General features: G+C 70.0%; 16 protein-coding genes. 6 read left to right on the forward strand and 10 right to left on the reverse strand.

Annotated elements, in window-relative coordinates:
• Positions 1 to 10 precede the first annotated feature (10 nt).
• The 3 genes from VYL96_RS16350 to VYL96_RS16360 are packed head-to-tail and all read right to left on the reverse strand — an operon-like array spanning position 11 to position 3,357.
• Positions 11 to 802, reverse strand: a complete 792-nt coding sequence (locus tag VYL96_RS16350; protein WP_061913445.1) for an enoyl-CoA hydratase-related protein — start codon at positions 800 to 802, stop codon at positions 11 to 13.
• On the reverse strand, positions 799 to 1,854 hold the full coding sequence (locus VYL96_RS16355; protein WP_131886258.1) for an oxygenase MpaB family protein: 1,056 nt from the start codon (positions 1,852 to 1,854) through the stop codon (positions 799 to 801). Before VYL96_RS16355 ends, VYL96_RS16350 begins: the two co-directional genes overlap by 4 nt.
• A gap of 6 nt (positions 1,855 to 1,860) precedes the next feature.
• The gene (locus VYL96_RS16360) at positions 1,861 to 3,357 is read right to left on the reverse strand and encodes an aldehyde dehydrogenase family protein (RefSeq protein WP_061913443.1); all 1,497 of its coding nucleotides are present in this window, start codon (positions 3,355 to 3,357) and stop codon (positions 1,861 to 1,863) included.
• 134 nt (positions 3,358 to 3,491) lie between these two features.
• Here VYL96_RS16360 and VYL96_RS17315 point away from each other — a divergent pair, with 134 nt between their 5' ends.
• A complete protein-coding gene (locus VYL96_RS17315; RefSeq protein WP_407935067.1) occupies positions 3,492 to 3,713 on the forward strand; it encodes a hypothetical protein in 222 nt (73 codons plus the stop codon).
• A gap of 68 nt (positions 3,714 to 3,781) precedes the next feature.
• Here the strand turns inward: VYL96_RS17315 and VYL96_RS16370 are convergent, their stop codons facing one another.
• From VYL96_RS16370 to VYL96_RS16390, 5 genes are all read right to left on the reverse strand, one after another.
• Positions 3,782 to 4,057 (reverse strand): hypothetical protein, encoded by a 276-nt coding sequence (locus VYL96_RS16370; RefSeq protein WP_131886257.1) that lies wholly within the window; start codon positions 4,055 to 4,057, stop codon positions 3,782 to 3,784.
• A 5-nt stretch (positions 4,058 to 4,062) separates the two neighbouring features.
• Positions 4,063 to 4,998, reverse strand: coding sequence for a carbohydrate ABC transporter permease (locus VYL96_RS16375; protein ID WP_131886274.1), 936 nt, complete (start codon positions 4,996 to 4,998; stop codon positions 4,063 to 4,065).
• Positions 4,999 to 5,006: 8 nt separating this feature from the next.
• The gene (locus tag VYL96_RS16380) at positions 5,007 to 5,993 is read right to left on the reverse strand and encodes a carbohydrate ABC transporter permease (RefSeq protein ID WP_007627185.1); all 987 of its coding nucleotides are present in this window, start codon (positions 5,991 to 5,993) and stop codon (positions 5,007 to 5,009) included.
• 100 nt (positions 5,994 to 6,093) lie between these two features.
• On the reverse strand, positions 6,094 to 7,362 hold the full coding sequence (locus VYL96_RS16385) for an ABC transporter substrate-binding protein (protein WP_131886256.1): 1,269 nt from the start codon (positions 7,360 to 7,362) through the stop codon (positions 6,094 to 6,096).
• A gap of 240 nt (positions 7,363 to 7,602) precedes the next feature.
• Positions 7,603 to 8,658: an ABC transporter ATP-binding protein gene (locus VYL96_RS16390; RefSeq protein ID WP_131886255.1), complete on the reverse strand. Its 1,056-nt coding sequence runs from the start codon at positions 8,656 to 8,658 to the stop codon at positions 7,603 to 7,605.
• A 229-nt stretch (positions 8,659 to 8,887) separates the two neighbouring features.
• Here VYL96_RS16390 and VYL96_RS16395 point away from each other — a divergent pair, with 229 nt between their 5' ends.
• Both VYL96_RS16395 and VYL96_RS16400 read left to right on the forward strand, forming a co-directional pair.
• Positions 8,888 to 10,363 (forward strand): IS1182 family transposase, encoded by a 1,476-nt coding sequence (locus VYL96_RS16395; protein WP_329437300.1) that lies wholly within the window; start codon positions 8,888 to 8,890, stop codon positions 10,361 to 10,363.
• A 213-nt stretch (positions 10,364 to 10,576) separates the two neighbouring features.
• On the forward strand, positions 10,577 to 12,721 hold the full coding sequence (locus tag VYL96_RS16400) for a PhoX family protein (RefSeq protein WP_131885675.1): 2,145 nt from the start codon (positions 10,577 to 10,579) through the stop codon (positions 12,719 to 12,721).
• A gap of 154 nt (positions 12,722 to 12,875) precedes the next feature.
• Here the strand turns inward: VYL96_RS16400 and VYL96_RS16405 are convergent, their stop codons facing one another.
• On the reverse strand, positions 12,876 to 13,715 hold the full coding sequence (locus VYL96_RS16405; protein WP_131885674.1) for an alpha/beta fold hydrolase: 840 nt from the start codon (positions 13,713 to 13,715) through the stop codon (positions 12,876 to 12,878).
• A 131-nt stretch (positions 13,716 to 13,846) separates the two neighbouring features.
• On the opposite strand from VYL96_RS16405, the gene VYL96_RS16410 reads away from it, so the two are divergent.
• From VYL96_RS16410 to VYL96_RS16420, 3 genes are all read left to right on the forward strand, one after another.
• On the forward strand, positions 13,847 to 14,332 hold the full coding sequence (locus tag VYL96_RS16410; RefSeq protein WP_061228355.1) for a MarR family winged helix-turn-helix transcriptional regulator: 486 nt from the start codon (positions 13,847 to 13,849) through the stop codon (positions 14,330 to 14,332).
• 86 nt (positions 14,333 to 14,418) lie between these two features.
• Positions 14,419 to 15,117: an SDR family oxidoreductase gene (locus VYL96_RS16415; protein ID WP_131885673.1), complete on the forward strand. Its 699-nt coding sequence runs from the start codon at positions 14,419 to 14,421 to the stop codon at positions 15,115 to 15,117.
• Between the two features lie 136 nt (positions 15,118 to 15,253).
• The gene (locus tag VYL96_RS16420) at positions 15,254 to 16,324 is read left to right on the forward strand and encodes a 2-dehydropantoate 2-reductase (protein WP_131885672.1); all 1,071 of its coding nucleotides are present in this window, start codon (positions 15,254 to 15,256) and stop codon (positions 16,322 to 16,324) included.
• A gap of 4 nt (positions 16,325 to 16,328) precedes the next feature.
• On the opposite strand, the gene VYL96_RS16425 is transcribed toward VYL96_RS16420, so the two are convergent.
• Positions 16,329 to 16,610, reverse strand: a complete 282-nt coding sequence (locus VYL96_RS16425) for an Lrp/AsnC family transcriptional regulator (protein ID WP_061228358.1) — start codon at positions 16,608 to 16,610, stop codon at positions 16,329 to 16,331.
• Positions 16,611 to 16,700: the final 90 nt, after the last annotated feature.

Consider the following 16,700-nt stretch of genomic DNA (forward strand, 5'->3'; position numbering starts at 1 on the left):
GGAGCGCGGGTCAGGAGAAGTTCGGGCGGCGTTTCTCGAGGATCGAGGACACGCCCTCGGCGAAGTCGGCTGAGGTCAGCAATTCACGCTGGCCCTCGTGCTCGCGGGCCAATGCGGCGTCGAGTTCGGCCAGGGTGGCGCCGGCGACGGCGCGTTTGGTCAGTTCGAGAGCCCGACGCGGCCCGCGGGCGAGCCGGCGGGCGAGCTTGGCGGCAGCCGGCCGGAGGTCCGATGACGGGTGGATCTCCAGGGCGAGTCCGACGTCGCGCGCCTCCGACGCGGAGACCGCATCGCCACGCAGGAGCATCCGCGAGGCGATCGACCGCCCGACGGCCGCCGGCAGCAGCACGCTGGCGCCTCCGTCGGGCATGAGACCGATGTTGGTGAACGCGAACAGCAGGTAGGCGTCCTCGGACATGAGCACGAGGTCGGAGGCCAGCGCCAGCGAGACTCCCACGCCGGCCGCGGGCCCGGTGACCGCCGCGATCACCGGCACCTGCGTGGTGAGCACCGCGCGGACCAGGGCGGCCGCACGATCCATCGTCGCGTCGGGGGTGGGCGCGTCCTCCCCCGCTTCTCTCATCGCCTGCAGATCGGCACCGGTCGTGAACGCCCCGCCCTCTCCCGCCAGGACGATGGCCCGGGTGGCCGGATCGGCACCGTACTCCGTGATGATTTCGACCAGGGCCGTCACGGTGGAGTGGTCGAGCGCGTTCATCCGATCGGGCCGGTTGATACTGATCGTCACCACGCCCGGGTCGTCGTGGTCGACCCTGATCGCGTCGCGTCCGGTGGCGGTCATCGACTCGACTCCTTCGCCTCGATCAACGTGCGGTCCCGCGGCCGGATGGGGCACGCCCCCAGGTCCGCGGGCCGGTAACCATCCGGGTAGCCGGGGTACGTCCGGTTCTCGGTCCCGCGAGCGCCCAGTTCCCGGCGACGCACCGGCATCCACCGGACGATCTTCGACCGCGCCCGCAGTGCCCCGTACGCGGCCTCACGGAGCACCGGCGGCTGCCACGGGAACCCGAAGGCGCGGGTCATGTCGTCGTCGATCAGCGACAGCACCACCCGGCGCACCACCGGCCGGACCGCCCGGGGATACCAGGAACACATGAGGTCCAGGGTGTACGTGCCGATCAGCTCGTTGGTCGGGGCGTACCGCATGGCACGTGACTCGTATTCGTCCCGCCAGCGCCGGAACTCCCCGATGTCCTCGGGGATGTCGGCGATCTTCATCCGCTGACCCACCCCCCGGTAGAAGTGGAACGCGGCCAGGCGCTCATGCGGGTGCAGGCGGCGCCACCCGTTGGCGTCGATCCACTCCAGCGGCTCGTAGATGAACGTCGACAGCACGTACAGCATGTCGTCGTTCGTGATCTCGTACCGCGCGTGCTGCCGGTTGATCACCCGCAGCGCCTCCTTGCCGCGCGGCGAGTCGTACCCGTGCTCGACGAGCTCCACCATGAGCAGCGCGGTGTCGTCGTACCGCTTCTGCGGGTGGTCGCGAAAGTTGCCCGCCTCCTCCAACACAGCCGAGACCGAGGGGATGCAGTAGGTCCGGTACAGGGCCAGCTCGAGCGCCCGCTGGTAGTCCCACGGGAACTCGTACGTCGAGGTGATGCGGCGGATCTCCGGTGCGTCCGCCACCGGATCGAGCGTCGCGATGAGATCCCGCCAGTACCACCGCCCGGGCGTGAGCGGGACCCGCGCCGTCAGCGGGTGTTCGACTGCCGGCTCCACGACGAGCTCTGCCGGGATGGTTCCGAACACCCCGGGAAGGGCGGGCCGGTCGGAGTCGGACGCCCTCGTCGTCGTCGTCTCTCCGGTCCTCTCGGGAGTGGTGGCGGTCATGTCACATCACAGCTTTCCCTGGACGTTGGCGAGCATCCACTTGACGATCTTGATGTCGCGCGGCTTGCGGGTCATGGTCATCAGGTTCAGCGGCGCCGAGAACTTCTGCGCGGTGATGGCCTTGGGGCGCGCGAACTCACGCAGACCGTCGGCACCGTGGATGCGGCCGAAGCCCGAGTCCCCGGAACCGCCGAACGGCAGAGCGGGGATGCCGGCAAAGGCGAGGAACGAGTTGATAGACACCATTCCCACATCGAGCTTCTCGGCCAGCGCCAGGCCACGCCTGCGGTCGCCGGTGAAGATCGACCCGCCCAGCCCGTAGCTGGTGGCATTGGCCTTCTCCACGCCCTCCTCCAGGTCCGCCACCGGGTTGATGACGACGGTGGGGCCGAAGGTCTCCTCGGTGACCGCGCTCGAATCCTCGGGAACGTCGACCAGCACCACCGGCTCGACGATCTTCTCGCCCACCGAGTCCTCGCCGCCGACGACGGCCTTGCCACCGCGGGATATCGCATCCTCGACGTGCCGGCGGATGATGTCGACCTGCGCCGGTAGCGTCATGGGCCCGTAGCTCGAGGTGATCGAGCTGCCGGGCGTCAGCGCGCGGACCCTGGCGGTGAACTTGCCGACGAACGCGTCCTTGACGTCCTCGTGGACGTAGATCCGCTCGACGCCAGCGCAGGTCTGACCGGCGTTGCCCATCGCGCCGAACACCGCCTGGTCTGCGGCCGCATCGAGATCGGCGTCCCTGTCCACCAACAGCGCGTCCTTGCCGCCCCCCTCGATGACGACAGGCGTCAGTGTCTCCGCGCACGCGGCCATGACCTTACGACCCGTCGCGGCGGAACCGGTGAAGGCCAGCTTGTCGACCCCCGCCCTGCACAGGGCGTTACCCGTCGAGCCGTCGCCGGTGATCGTCTGGATCAGCGGCTGGGACGCCCCGAGCGAATCCCACACCTCGGCGAGCCACACCCCGACACCCGGAGTGAGCTCGCTCGGCTTGAACACGACCGCGTTGCCGGCAGCCATCGCGTAGGACAGGGTGCCCATCGGGGTGAACACCGGGTAGTTCCACGGACCGATGGCCCCGACCACCCCGTAGGGCTGGTACTCGACGTACGCGGCCTGGTTCGCCATCAGCAACCCGGCCGAGACCGCGCGTCGACGCAGCACCTTGTCCGCGTTCTTGGCCGCCCACTCCAGATGGCTGACGGCGAGCATCACCTCCAGCGTCGCGTCCTCGTCCGGCTTGCCGGTCTCAGCGGAGATCAGCGACGCCAATTCCTGGGCGCGGGAGGAGATGGCACGCTTGTACTCCAGCAGCCACGCCCGGCGACCCCGCGGGCCCTGGCCGCGCCACCAGCGCGCGGCGGCCCGCGCCCGCTCCACGGCCAGGCCGACCTCCTCGGGCCCCGCGATCGGATACTCGGCGAGGACGGTTCCGTCGCGGGGGTCCAGGCTCGCGAAGGAGGGTCCCGTCTTGTCGGGCTCGGTGGTGGTCATGTGCGTCTCCCCGGTTCAGATCACATATATTTGATGCAGCGTCAGTGATGTGGGCCACACTAGTGGACCGGGGCGGATCTCGGTACCGGCCCAAGGAATCTCCCGACCGGAACGAGAAGAAGACCCTTCGGCACGTGGCGCGTCACGCCGACACCTGGCACTCGTTCGTCGACGTGGAGACGTACCGCCATGGGTCCGAGGTGCTCGCACGGCACTGCGCGGACGACGGGCGCGACCCGGCCGAGATCGAACGATCCACGGAGATCGGCGGCCCCAGCACCCCTGACGAGGCCCGACGGATGGCCGACGCGCTGCACCCGGAGGGCCCGGCCTCCGCGGATCCGGATTCCGGGTAGCGGACGTGGGCCACAACGGCGGGCGGCCGGCGACAGCCGAGGGCGGAGCCCCGGGCCGGGCACGCCCCTCAGCTCGCCCGGACCGCCCTGTCGACCCGCCGCCACGTGCGGAAGGTGAACCACGAGATGACCAGCATGAGCACCAGGACCAGCGAGGCGAAGATCGACGGGCGCCCGGTGAGGATCAGGCCCACCGCGTTGGCCAGCGCGAGCGCGGTGAAGAACGCGACGAACCCGCCAATCACCTCCAGCCGCTGGCGCGAGGCCAGCGCGTCGCCGCCGCTACGCCCCCGCACCACCCGGTCGGGGCCATCGGACCGACCGGCGCTGTCCCTGCGCCCCATGCCGATCAGCTCTTGAGGCCGCCGGCGGTGAGGCCGGAGATGATCCGCCGCTGGAAGAGCAGCACCATGATCACCAGCGGCACGGTGACGAGCGCCCCGGCGGCCATGATCGCCGCGTGCGGCGGGATGTACGGGTTGACGCCGGAGAAGCGGGCGATCGCCACGGTGACGGGCTCGGTCGCGGTGGTGGACAGCTGCTGCGAGAGGATGAATTCGTTCCACGTGATGATGAACGCCAGGATCGCGGTGGTGAACAGGGCCGGCGCCGCGAGCGGCAGGATGATCTTGATGAACGCCTGACCGCGGGTGGCGCCGTCGACGCGGGCGGCCTCCTCGAGCTCCCACGGCAGGTCGTTGAAGAACGACGTCAGCGTGTAGATCGTCAACGGCAGCGCGAACGAGATGTTGGGAATGATGAGCGCCTGGTAGGTGCCGATCCAGCCGATATCGGTGAACAGCTGGAACAGCGGGGTGACCAGGGCGACCCCGGGGAACATCGACGCGGCGAGGATGAGACCGGTGACGAAGAATTTGCCGCGGAAGTCGACCCGGGCGAGCGCGTAGGCGGTGAACACGCCGAAGGTCAGGGCGAGCGCGGTGGTGACGGAGCTGATGATCACCGAGTTGATGATCGCGCCCAGGAAGTTGTTGCCGCCGTCCGTGGACAGTGCCTCACGGAAGTTGTCCAACGTGACGTTCGACGGCAGCGGGCTGGCGGAGAACACGAACCTGTTGTCGCGGAACGCCGTGACGAGCATCCAGTAGAACGGCGCGAGCCCCCAGATGAGGATGAGCAGGGCGCCGACGTAGGTGCCCGCGGTGCGGCCGAGGGGCTTGCGCGGGGGCTTGAGGTCCCGGTCGTCGGGACGTCGGTGGGGGCCGGAGGTCGACGACGACGAGGTGGTCGTCGGCGTGGCCGGCGAGGTGCTGTGGTCAGGCACTCGGTGGCTCACCGGATCTCCTCCTTCTTGCCTGTGCGATCTTCCACGACGTTCGCGCCGAGGAACTTCACCATGATGTACGCGACGGCGAAGACCAGCAGGAACACGAGTGTCGAGATCGCGGAGGCGCTGTTGAAGTTGCCCATCCTCATCTCGTTGACCACGAGCATGGACACGGTCGCGGTGGGCGAGTTGGAGTTCGCCGAGACCAGGATGACGGGCAGGTCGTACATGCGCAGCGCGTCGAGCGTGCGGAACAGGATCGCGACCATGAGCGCGGGCCGGACCAGCGGCAGGGTGATGCGGACGAATTGCTGCCACCGGGAGGCGCCGTCGACGCGGGCCGCTTCGTAGACGTCCCCGGGGATCATCTGCAGTCCGGCCAGGATAAGCAGGGCCATGAACGGCGCGGTCTTCCACACGTCGGCGACGATGATGGCCACACGGGCGTAGAAGGGGTCGGTGGTCCAGGCGATGTTCGTGCCGAGGATCGTGTTGGCGATGCCGTTGGGATCGAAGATGAACGCCCACAGCTTGGCGGTGACGGCGGTGGGGATCGCCCAGGGGACGAGCACCGCGGCCCGCAGGAGGGAGCGGCCCCAGATGCTCTTGCCCATGATGACGGCCATCGCGAAGCCGAGCACGGTCTCGAGCGAGACCGTGGTGACCGTGAAGAACAGGGTGTTGCCCATGGCGGGCCAGAAGTCGGTGGCCGAGACGCCGTCGGGGCAGGTGACGGTGCCGCCGCCGGGGGCCGGGCACGCCTGCGTGAGCCAGTAGAGGTAGTGCTGGAAGCCGGCGAACCCGCCGGAGGTGAACATCCCGGTGGCGGGGTCGAGCCCGCGGTCGGCCATGAAGGACAGGTACACCGCGCGGACGATCGGGTAGCCGATCACCACCGCGAGGATGATCAGGGCGGGGCCCACCATCCACACCGGTCGCCAGTCGAATTTCTTCGCCACCAGTGGAGCCTGGGACTTCTCGCTCGTCGTCATCTCGCCGCTTCCTCGCCGGGTGCGCCACACCCTGTCACGGAGACCGCTGGGCCCCGGGCTCGCACCCGGGGCCCATCGGCCGTTGTTCAGAGAGGGCCCGTCACTGAGCCTGTTCGATCGCGGCGCTCATGTCGGTGAGCGCCTGCTCGACGGTCTTCTCGCCCTTCAGGGCCGCGAAGGTGTTGTCCTGGATGGCCTTCGACAGAGCCGGGTAGAACGGCGAGACCGGGCGCGGCTCGGCGTTGTCCAGGGCGGCCTTGAGGGCCTCCATGTACGGGAACTGCTCCTGCAGCGCGGCGTCGTCGTAGATCGAGGACAGCACCGGCGGGAAGGACTCCTGCGCGAAGCCCATCTGGACGTCCTCGGAGATGAGGAACTCGAGGAACGCCTTGGCCGTGGCCTTGTTCTCGGAGTAGACGTTGATGCCGTTGTTGTAGCCGCCGAGCACGGACTTGCCCGGACCGTCCGGGCCGAGGATCGGCGCGACGTCGAACTTGTCCACGACCTCCGAGGTCGGGTCGGTCTGGCCCGAGTCGTACATGTACGGCCAGTTGTAGGCGTACATGGTGCGGCCGCCCAGGAAGGCCTGCGCGGTCTGCTCCTCCGTGAAGCTGTCTGACTTCATGGCGACGACGTCGTTCTTGTACGCGTCGACCAGGGCCGTGAGGCCGGCGCGGGTCTCCTCGCTATCCAGCTCGGGGGTCTGGCCGTCGTCGCCGACGATCCTGCCGCCCCAGCTGTGGATGAACTGCGTGGCCGCGACGGTCAGGCCCTCGTACTGCTTGAGCTGCAGGTTGACGCAGTCGATGGCGGCCTCGACGGCAGCGCCGCAGGACTCGACGAGCTCGCCCCAGTTGGCGGGGGCCTCCGGCTGCAGGTCGGTGCGGTAGTAGAGCAGCTGCGCGTTGGTGTTCTGCGGCACCGCGTAGAGGGTGTCGTTGTAGGTCGCCGAGTCGACGGCGGCCTCGATCAGCCCGCTGGTGTCGACCTCGGTCTCACCCTCGATCGGCTGGAGCCAGCCGTTGGCCGCGAAGTACGCGGTGTCGGTGACGTCGAGCGCGAACACGTCGTACTCGCCGCTCTCCGTCTGCAGCGACTGCACGAGGGTGTCGCGCTGACCGTCCTGCTCGGCGGGGAGCTCGTGGAGGGTGACCTCCTGGTCGGGGTTCTCCGCGTTCCACTGTTCGATGACGGGGCGCAGCTTGTCCGTGTCGTTGCTGCCCATCGCGAAGGTGATGGGGCCGACGCCGGAGGTGCCGGAACTCGCCTGTTCGCTGTCCTCCCCGCTCCCGGAGGAACAACCCGCGGCGACCACCGCGACGATGGAGGCGGCCGTCGCCGCCTTGAGGAACCTGCCGTGAACGGCCATGCGCTCTCTCCTACTGTCGTGTCTCGACTCCCGTCGGCGCGCGCCGAGGGGCAGCTGATCGACGTCGAATGTGACTCGGATCTCACTGAGGACCTGCTGAGCGTAACCCACACGACGGCGGCGGCGCGGGACCACGGCGATCATCGGCCGGGTCGCTCGCTCCCGCCGTCACGTGGGGTTCACGCAGGCGAGGTCACAGCGTTAACTGTAACAACAACAGATGTTGCGCCGCTTGACGGTTCAGCGGAGGCGGTCGCCGGTCTCCACGTCGAAGAAGCGCACCTCGCCGTCGAGCGCCTCGAGGTACACGGTGTCGCCCTTGCGCGCGTGCTCGCCGGACCCGGCGCGGTACACCACGGGGTGGCCGTCGGCGGTCGAGCAGTGCAGATAGCTGTCCGCGCCGAGCTCCTCCACCAGCACGACCGTCACCTGCAACCCGTGACCGTCCTCGGCGATCCGCAGGTGCTCGGGCCGCACGCCCACCGTGACCCGCGGACCCGACCCGGCCGGCACCGGCTCACGGAAGCCCTCGAGGTCCACCGCCCCGTCGGCCACGGGCGCCTCGAAGAGGTTCATCGACGGCGAGCCGATGAACCCGGCGACGAACGCGTTGACCGGGTTGTTGTACAGCTCCCGCGGGGTGTCGACCTGCTGAAGCACCCCGTCCTTGAGCACCGCGACGCGGTCGCCCATCGTCATGGCCTCGACCTGGTCGTGGGTCACGTAGATCATCGTGGTGCGCAGATCCCGCTGCAGCTTGGCGATCTGCGCACGCGTCGCCACGCGGAGCTTGGCGTCGAGGTTGGACAGCGGCTCGTCCATGAGGAAGACCTGCGGATTGCGCACGATCGCCCGGCCCATCGCCACACGCTGCCGCTGACCACCGGAGAGTTCCTTGGGCTTGCGGTCCAGGTACGGCACCAGGTCGAGCATCTCCGCGGCGGTCTGGACCCGCTCGGCGATCTCCTGCTTGCTCGCCTTGGCCAACTTGAGCGCGAAGCCCATGTTCTCGCGGACCGTGTAGTGCGGGTACAGCGCGTAGTTCTGGAACACCATCGCGATGTCCCGGTCCTTGGGTTCCGTGCCGGTGACGTCCCTGTCGCCGATGAGGACGCGGCCGGCGGCCACGTCCTCGAGACCGGCGAGCGCGCGCAGGGTGGTCGACTTGCCGCAGCCGGAGGGCCCGACCAGGACGAGGAACTCGCCGTCGGCGATCTCCAGGTCCAGCCGGTCCACGCTGCGCCGCGCGGCCCCGGGATAGACGATGGACACGTTCTCGAAGGTCACCGAGGCCATGAGCGGGTCTTTCCCTTCACCGGCAGGAACGTGCCGGACGATCCGAGATAGAGGGTGGACACGACGACTGTAGCGGCCCGCGCCGGAGTTCACCGGCACTGCGCCCACAGTTCATCCGGACGTCCACCGGGCGCGTCCGTCCGGTGGTTCTGCGCACCTAGGAGCGTGGGTCAGTAACACGCCAGTTCAGGTCCGCTGATGGGGCGGGTTCGGCGGGATAATTGTCGTCATGGGCGAGGAAGAGTTGTTCGCCGCCGAGGAGTTCCGCGTCGAGCGGGCTGACCGGCAGGGCGAGGTCGAGCCGGTGGGCGCAGGCAAGACATTTCGGGCGTTCGACCCGGGCCAGGGGTTGTTGCTGCCGCCGTCGCTGGATGACTGGCTTCCGGCCGATCATCTGGCACGGTTCGTGGCGGATCTGGTCGATGAGCACCTGGATTTATCGCGGATCTACGTCTCCTACCAGGAGGGGCGCGGGGCCCCGCCGTACGATCCGCGGTTGATGGTGCGGTTGCTGATCTTCGGCTACACCACGGGGGTGCGCTCCTCCCGCGGGATCGAGAAGGCCTGCACCGACATCGTCGCTTTCCGGTGGTTGGCGGCCGGGGCGGCCCCGGACTACCGCGCGATCGCCAGGTTTCGCAAGAGGCACCTGGCCGCGCTGGGCAACCTGTTCTTGCAGGCGTTGGCGTTGTGCCAGGCCGCCGGGATGGTCACGCTTGGACAGGTCGCGCTGGATGGGACGAAGCTGCGGGCGAACGCCTCCAAACGCAAGGCCATGTCGTACGCGCGGCTGACGGACAAGGAGAAGGTACTGGCCCAGGAGGTCTCCGATCTGCTGGCCGCCGCCGAGGCCATCGACAAGGCCGAGGACGCCAAGTTCGGCAAGAACCGGCGCGGGGACGAGCTGCCCGATGAGCTGGCCCGCCGAGAGTCTCGCCTGGTCAAGCTGCGCCAGGCCAAAGCTGCTCTGGAAGCCGACGCCGCCGCCGATGCGGCGGAGAAGGCTGAGGCTAAGGCCCGCGGTAAGGGCGAAGACGAAGACACCGTCGCGCAGAAGGCCGCTGAGGCCGCCGAGCGCGCCACGCCCAGGCCGAAGGCCCAGCGCAACTTCACCGACCCGGAGTCGAAGATCATGCTCACCGGGGACGGGTCGTTCGCTCAGTGCTACAACGGCCAGGCCGTGGTCGATGCCGCCCATCAGATCATCGTGGCGGCCGAGGTCAACGACTGTGCCGCCGACGTCGGCAACCTCATCCCCATGACCGAGCAGGCCATCAGCAACACGGGGCAGGCCCCGAAGCAGATGCTCGCCGATGCCGGGTACTGCTCAGCCGCGAACCTCGCCGCCTCCGCCGAGGTCACCGGCGAGCAGGGCACCGAGTTCTTCATCGCCACCGGACGACAGCGCAGCGGGGAACCGGCGCCGATCGCCCCCCGGGGACCGATCCCGGCCAGCGCCACGGACAAGCAGCGCATGGCCCGCAAGCTCGCCACGAAGAAAGGCCGAGCGGTCTACGCCCGGCGCAAAGCGATCGTCGAACCGGTCTTCGGACAGATGAGCACCCTGCAGAACGGCAAGCAACTCCTGATTCGCGGTCTGGACGCCGCCCGCGGTGAATGGCTACTGCTCGCTGCCTGCCACAACCTGCGAAAGCTCCACGGTCATATCGGCGCCACCGGGCTCGGCGGCCTCCAGATCGCCTGAACTGGCAGGCCCGGGCGACCTACAGGCTGACCCGCGGACTGAACGCCATCACCGCGGCTTCGCAAACCGAATACCTGGCCGCCAGTGACGCCGGCCCGAGCGCAACGCTCTCACGCACTCCGCCGTACTCTCGGCGCGCTTCGAGCCATTACTGACCCATGCTCCTAGCGTCACAGCGTCCGTTGAGCCGTAGATGTCTTCAGGGAGACTCGAATGTCCGTCCGCCGCCTGCTTCCGATCGCCACTCCGGGGATCTCCGACCGCCAGCACGTGACCTGTGTGTACAAGTGTGGAGACCAGTGCGCCGCCCCGGTGCCGAACACCTCCGACAACGCCTACTTCGGCGACATCGCCACCGAGATCAGCCGCCGCGGGGCGCTCAAGGCCGCGGGCGTCGTGGCGCTGGCGGTGGGAGCCGCGCAGGCCCTGCCCGCGACCGCCGCCGCGCAGGGTTCCGCGGCCACCGGCTCGCTCGGGGCCACCGGCTCGACCGGCGGCGCCGCGATCGACACCGGATTCACCCCGGTCGCGCCCAACAAGGCCGACGCTGTGACCGTCCCCGAGGGCTACTCCAGTGACGTCGTGATCCGCTGGGGCGACCCCGTGCTGCCCGGCGCCCCGGAGTTCGACTTCGAGAACCAGACCGCGGCCGCCCAGGCCATGCAGTACGGCTACAACTGCGACCTCGCCGTGATGTTCCCGATGGACGACCGCGACGGCCGCTACCTGCTCACCGTCAACCACGAGTACACCACCGAGCCCACGATGTTCCGTGGCTACGACTCCGCGAACCCCACCCGCGAGCAGGTCGAGATCGCATGGGCCGCACACGGGCTGACCGTCGTCGAGCTGGCCACCCGCTCCTCCGACGGCGGCCTCGACCCCGTCATGGGCTCCTACAACCGTCGCATCACCGCCACCACCCCGTTCGAGCTGCGCGGTCCCGCCGTCGGCCCGCTCACCCGGACCACCGCCGACCCGACCGGCACGCGCGTCCTGGGCACGCTGAACAACTGCGCGGGCGGGCACACCCCGTGGGGCACCGTGCTCTCCGGCGAGGAGAACTTCAACCAGTACTTCGGCACCTCCGGTTCGGTCACCGACACCGAGCGCCGCGCGCAGCTGAGCCGCTACGGCATCAGCGTCTCCCCCTCCGGCCGGCTGTGGGAGCGGTTCGACGACCGCTTCGACCTGGCCGCCGAGCCCAACGAGGTCAACCGCTTCGGCTACGTCGTCGAGGTCGATCCCTGGGATCCCGACTCGACGCCGGTCAAGCACTCGGCGATGGGCCGCTTCAAGCACGAGGGCGCGAGCATCCACGTGACCGCCAACGGGACCGTCGTGGCCTACTCCGGTGACGACGAGCGCTTCGACTACCTCTACAAGTTCGTCTCCAGCCGCCGGATCGTCCCCGGCAACACGCGGGCGGCACGCGCCGAGAACATGCGGATCCTCGACGAGGGCACCCTCTACGTGGCCACCTTCTCCGGCAACTCGCCCGCGTCCGAGATCGACGGCTCGGGCACGTTGCCGTCCGACGGCGCATTCGACGGTTCCGGCACCTGGATCCCGCTCATGACCGCCAACGCGGACGGCAAGGCCGTCTCGCACGTCGAGGGTATGACGCCCGAGCAGGTCGCCGTGCACACGCGTATGGCCGGCGACAAGGTCGGCGCCACCAAGATGGACCGGCCCGAGGACGTGGAGCCCAGCCCCACCACCGGCAAGGTGTACATGGCGCTGACCAACAACTCCCAGCGCGGCGGCACCGGCCGGGCCGCGGCCGACGAGGCCAACCCCCGGCACAACAACAAGCACGGTCAGGTCGTGGAGATCACCGACGACCACGAAGGCACCACCTTCGGCTGGAACCTGCTGCTCGTGTGTGGTGATCCCGCCGAGGCCGATTCCTACTTCGGCGGCTTCGACAAGTCCAAGGTCAGCCCGATCTCGTGCCCGGACAACGTCGCGTTCGACCCCGCCGGCGGACTGTGGGTGTCGACGGACGGCAACGCACTCGGCTTCAACGACGGCCTCTACTCGGTGGCCACCGAGGGGCCGAACCGCGGCGAGACCAAGCTGTTCCTCACCGTCCCGATCGGGGCGGAGACCTGCGGTCCGCTGGTGTTCAAGGATCGCGCGATCGTCAACGTCCAGCACCCGGGCGAGATGGACGGCGCGTCGATCGAGAACCCGGCCTCGCACTGGCCCGATGGCGGCGACTCCCAGCCGCGTCCGTCGACGGTCGTGGCCTGGCGCGACGGCTTCTCCGGCGGCACGGGCTCGCTCGGCTCGGGTTCCCTGGGCGGGGGTTCCCTGGGCTCGGGGTCGCTGCCGATGGGCTCGCTCGGCCGCTGACCCCGCCGCGCCCCGGAGCGTAGGCCTCTGACCCTGCGCACCGGGGCGTAGGCCGCCGTCGAGAAGACCGTTTCGCACATTTCCACTCGGGCAATGCGGGGCAAACGCTCTTCTCGACGGGCCGGCGGACAGGCGGGCAGGCGGGCGGCGCGGCTTACCGCCCGGCGGGTGCGCCCGCGCTCGCGACCACCGGTGCCGCGCCCGCGTACGCCAGTCCGCGCTCGGCGCAGGCCGCGATCGACGCGGCCACGCCCTCGGGGTCGTCGGACATCGGCACGTGCCCGTCGGCGGTGATCTCCACCTTCGCCTGCGGGAACAGCCGCGTGGCGAGCTTGATCTGACCGACCGGTAGGACCATGTCGAACCGGCCCCAGCGGATGGTGATGGGGAGGTTCTCGTCGACGGGCGCGGAGAACAGGAAGGTCCGGCGGTCGGCCCGGTCCAGCACGGTGTTGGACACGATCGCCTCGCTGTCTATCGCGGCGGCCTCGGCGGGGTACCGCCACGGGCGGGCGCAGAACACCGCCATCATCACCGCGCGTCCGGCGGCCCGCTCGGTGAGGGCGGGGATGTGCCGGCCGAGTCTGCCGGCCGCGCGTCGGAGGCTGCGGAAGACGGTGATCGTGTAGCGCCACTCGGCGTGCGAGCGGAAGAACCCGGCGGGCGAGAGCGCGGTGACGCTGCTGGCCAGCCCGCGCGCGCCGAGTTCCAGCGCGAGGAAGCCGCCGAGGGAGTTGCCGGCGATGTGCGGCCGCTCGCCAGCCGGGACGACCGCCTCGATCAGGTCGACGAGCTCACCGACGAAGTGGTCGAGCACGTCCCCGGCGTCCGGCAGGTCGGCGGAGCGTCCGTGTCCGGGCAGGTCGACGACGACCACGCGGAACCGGTCGGCGAGCAGCGGCACCACGGCGTCCCAGGCGTGCGCGCGGTGGCAGACGCCGTGGATGAGGACGATGGTCGGTCCGGATCCGGTGATCTGGTGATACAAACCCATGCCTTCAGTGTCCACCACCACACGCCCCCCCACCAGTGCCTCGACGTGACGCCCCACGGCGGGAGAGGAAGGGCTTACATTCGGTGCCGCGAGGCTCCCGGGGGGGAGCCGGTCTCGAGGGGGCTGGGGTCATGGTGACGACGACGAGGGAACCGGACACCGGTGAGGTCGGGCCCGCTCTGGGTCTCGCCGAACAGTTCCGGCCGATCCTCCTCCGGCTGGACCTGCTGGTCCGCCGGCAGAGCACCCAGTACGCGCTGAGTAGAGCGCAGACGTCGATACTGCACACCCTGGCCTGCCACGGGCGGCTGCGCATGACGGACCTCGCCCGTCTCGAGAACGTGCGGGTGCCGACCACCAGCAACTCGGTGAGCGTCATCGAGGCCATGGGGTACGTCGAGCGCGAGCCCGACGAGTCGGACCGGCGTGGTGTCTGCGTTCGTCTGACGGACCTGGGCCGTGCGCGCATCGAGCAGGTGCTGGCCGACCGCGACCGCGACTTCGCCGAACACCTGGGGCGGCTGACCGGCGAGCAGCGTGAGCTGCTGTCGGCGGCGGTGCCCGCCTTCAACGCCCTCCTCGACGCCTTCGACGCCGACTCCGCCGGACCCGCCTGAACCCACCTGGCCCCCGCCCGACGCACGGCCCCCGCCTGGACCCGCGCGGCCCACTCCCCCGCCTTGCCCGACTAGCCTCGGCGGGCATGAGCACAGTCGTCATCACCGGCGCCTCCCGCGGGATCGGGGCGGCGACCGCCCGCGCCCTGGCCGGCAGCCACGAACTGGTCCTGGTGGGCCGCGACGCCGACGCGCTGCGGGCCGTCGCCGCCGACTGTCGCTCCGCACACCCGGACGACGGCCGGTCCGTCGAGATCGTCGAGGCCGACCTCACCACCGCCGACGGGGTCGCCTGCGTCGCCGACGGCCTCAGCACGCTCGACGGGCTCGTCCACTGTGCCGGGGTCGCCGATCTCGGCCGGATCGAACACACCGACGCCGAGCAGTGGCGCCGGGCGTTCGAGGTCAACGTGCTGGCCGTGGTCGAGCTGACCCGGGCACTGCTCCCGGCGCTGCGCGCGGCAGGCGGACACCTCGTCGTCGTCAACTCCGGCGCGGGGACCACCGCCAAGCCCGGCTGGGGCTCCTACAGCGCCTCCAAGTTCGCGCTGCGCGCCGTCACCGACACCCTCCGCGGCGAAGAACCCGACCTACGCGTCACATCGATCCACCCCGGCCGCGTCGACACGGACATGCAGCGCGCGATCGTCGCGGCGGAGGGCGGCACCTACGACCCCGGCGCCTACCTCAGCGCCGACTCCGTGGCCACCGCCGTCCGGCACGCGTTGGAGTCCACTCCGGACGCCCACCCCACCGAGGTCGTCCTGCGGCCCCGGCACCGCTGACGCCCGCCCCCACTCCCCTCGCGCGCCCGCGCCACTCCCCTCGCGCGCCCGCGCCACTCCCCTCGCACTTCCCGTCACAGTCACGTACGGCGAACGCCTGCCGCGCGGCCGTGCGTGTCGTAACGTCTGCACCACCATGACCAGCCCCGATCGCCCACTCCGGATCACCGTGATCGGCGCGGGCGTGGTCGGCTGCTACCTCGGCGGCCGACTCGCCCGCCACGCCGACGTGACCCTCGTCGGGCGACCTCACGTCCTCGACCCCATCCGCGAACTGGGCCTCACCGTGGAGGCGGGTGGCAACGAGGGCGGTCGCCTGCACGTCCCCGCGGACATGCTCACCCTGGCCACCACCCCGGATTCGGTCCGCCGCACCGATGTCGTGCTGATGTGCACCAAAGCCGGGCAGACCGCCACCGCCACCGCGGAGTTCGCACCGCTCCTGCGACCCACCACCCTCGTGGTCGGTCTGCAGAACGGGCTGCACTCCGCCGACCTCATCCGCGAAGGCGTCGACTCCGCGCCGGTGATCGCCGGCGTCGTGCCGTTCAACGTCGCCCGCACCGGACCCGCCACCTACCGCCGCACGTCCACCGGTGAGATCCGGATCGCCGAGCACCCGAGGCTCACCCCACTGCTGCTCACGGCCGCCGAGGCCGGCCTGCCGCTGCGTCCCACCGACGACATCCAGGCCGTCCTGCACGGCAAGATCCTCATGAACCTCAACAACGCCGTCCAGGCCCTCTCCGGCCTGCCGCTGCGCACCGAGCTGCTCGACCGCGACCTGCGGTGTTGCGTAGCCCTGTGCCAGGCCGAGGCGAACCGGGTGTTCACCGCGGCCGGCGTGGTGCCCCGGGTGCCGCTCGCCGTGCCCGCGGGCGCCCTCCCGATCGTGATGCGCCTGCCCACCCCGCTGTTCCGCCGACTCGGTCGGGCCGTGATGCGGGTCGACGCCGACGGCACCTCGTCCATGAACGACGACCTGCTGCGCGGCCGGCCCACCGAGATCGACGTCCTGCAGGGCAAGGTCGTGCAGATGGCCCGTCAGCTCGGACTGTCGGCGCCGGCCTGCGAGCGGATGGTGGAGCTGGTGCGCGAGGCGGAGGCCGACGGCGAGAACCGCCGTCGGTGGGGTGGCCCCGACCTGCTCGCCGAGTTGCAGCGCGCGCGGCGCCGGGCACGCCGGCTCGCCCGTTCCAGCAGATGAGCGGTCAGTCCTCGTAACCGATCGAGAACGCGGCCTCGAGGTCATGCTTGGACTGGGTGCGGAACGCGATGTGCGTCTCGGTGTCCAGCACGCCGGGTACCTTGTTGAGGCGGTCGGAGACGATGTCGGCGATCTCCTCGTTGCGCCGCGCCCGGACCAACACGATGAGGTCGATGGTGCCGGTGACGGAGTACACCTCTGACACGCCGTCGATCTCGGCGATGGCGGAGGCGACCTCGGGGATCCGCGCCGTCTCGGCGTGGACGAAGACGATTGCGGTGATCATGGGGCCCAAGGCTAGTGCAGTCGAGCGGCCACGGGACGGCAGTGGCCGGTGCGAGAACCTCCGGATGGTGGAGCGGCGAACCGCACGGGT

Origin of the sequence: Dietzia maris (assembly GCF_036287335.1) — a bacterium.
Lineage (GTDB): Bacteria > Actinomycetota > Actinomycetes > Mycobacteriales > Mycobacteriaceae > Dietzia > Dietzia cinnamea.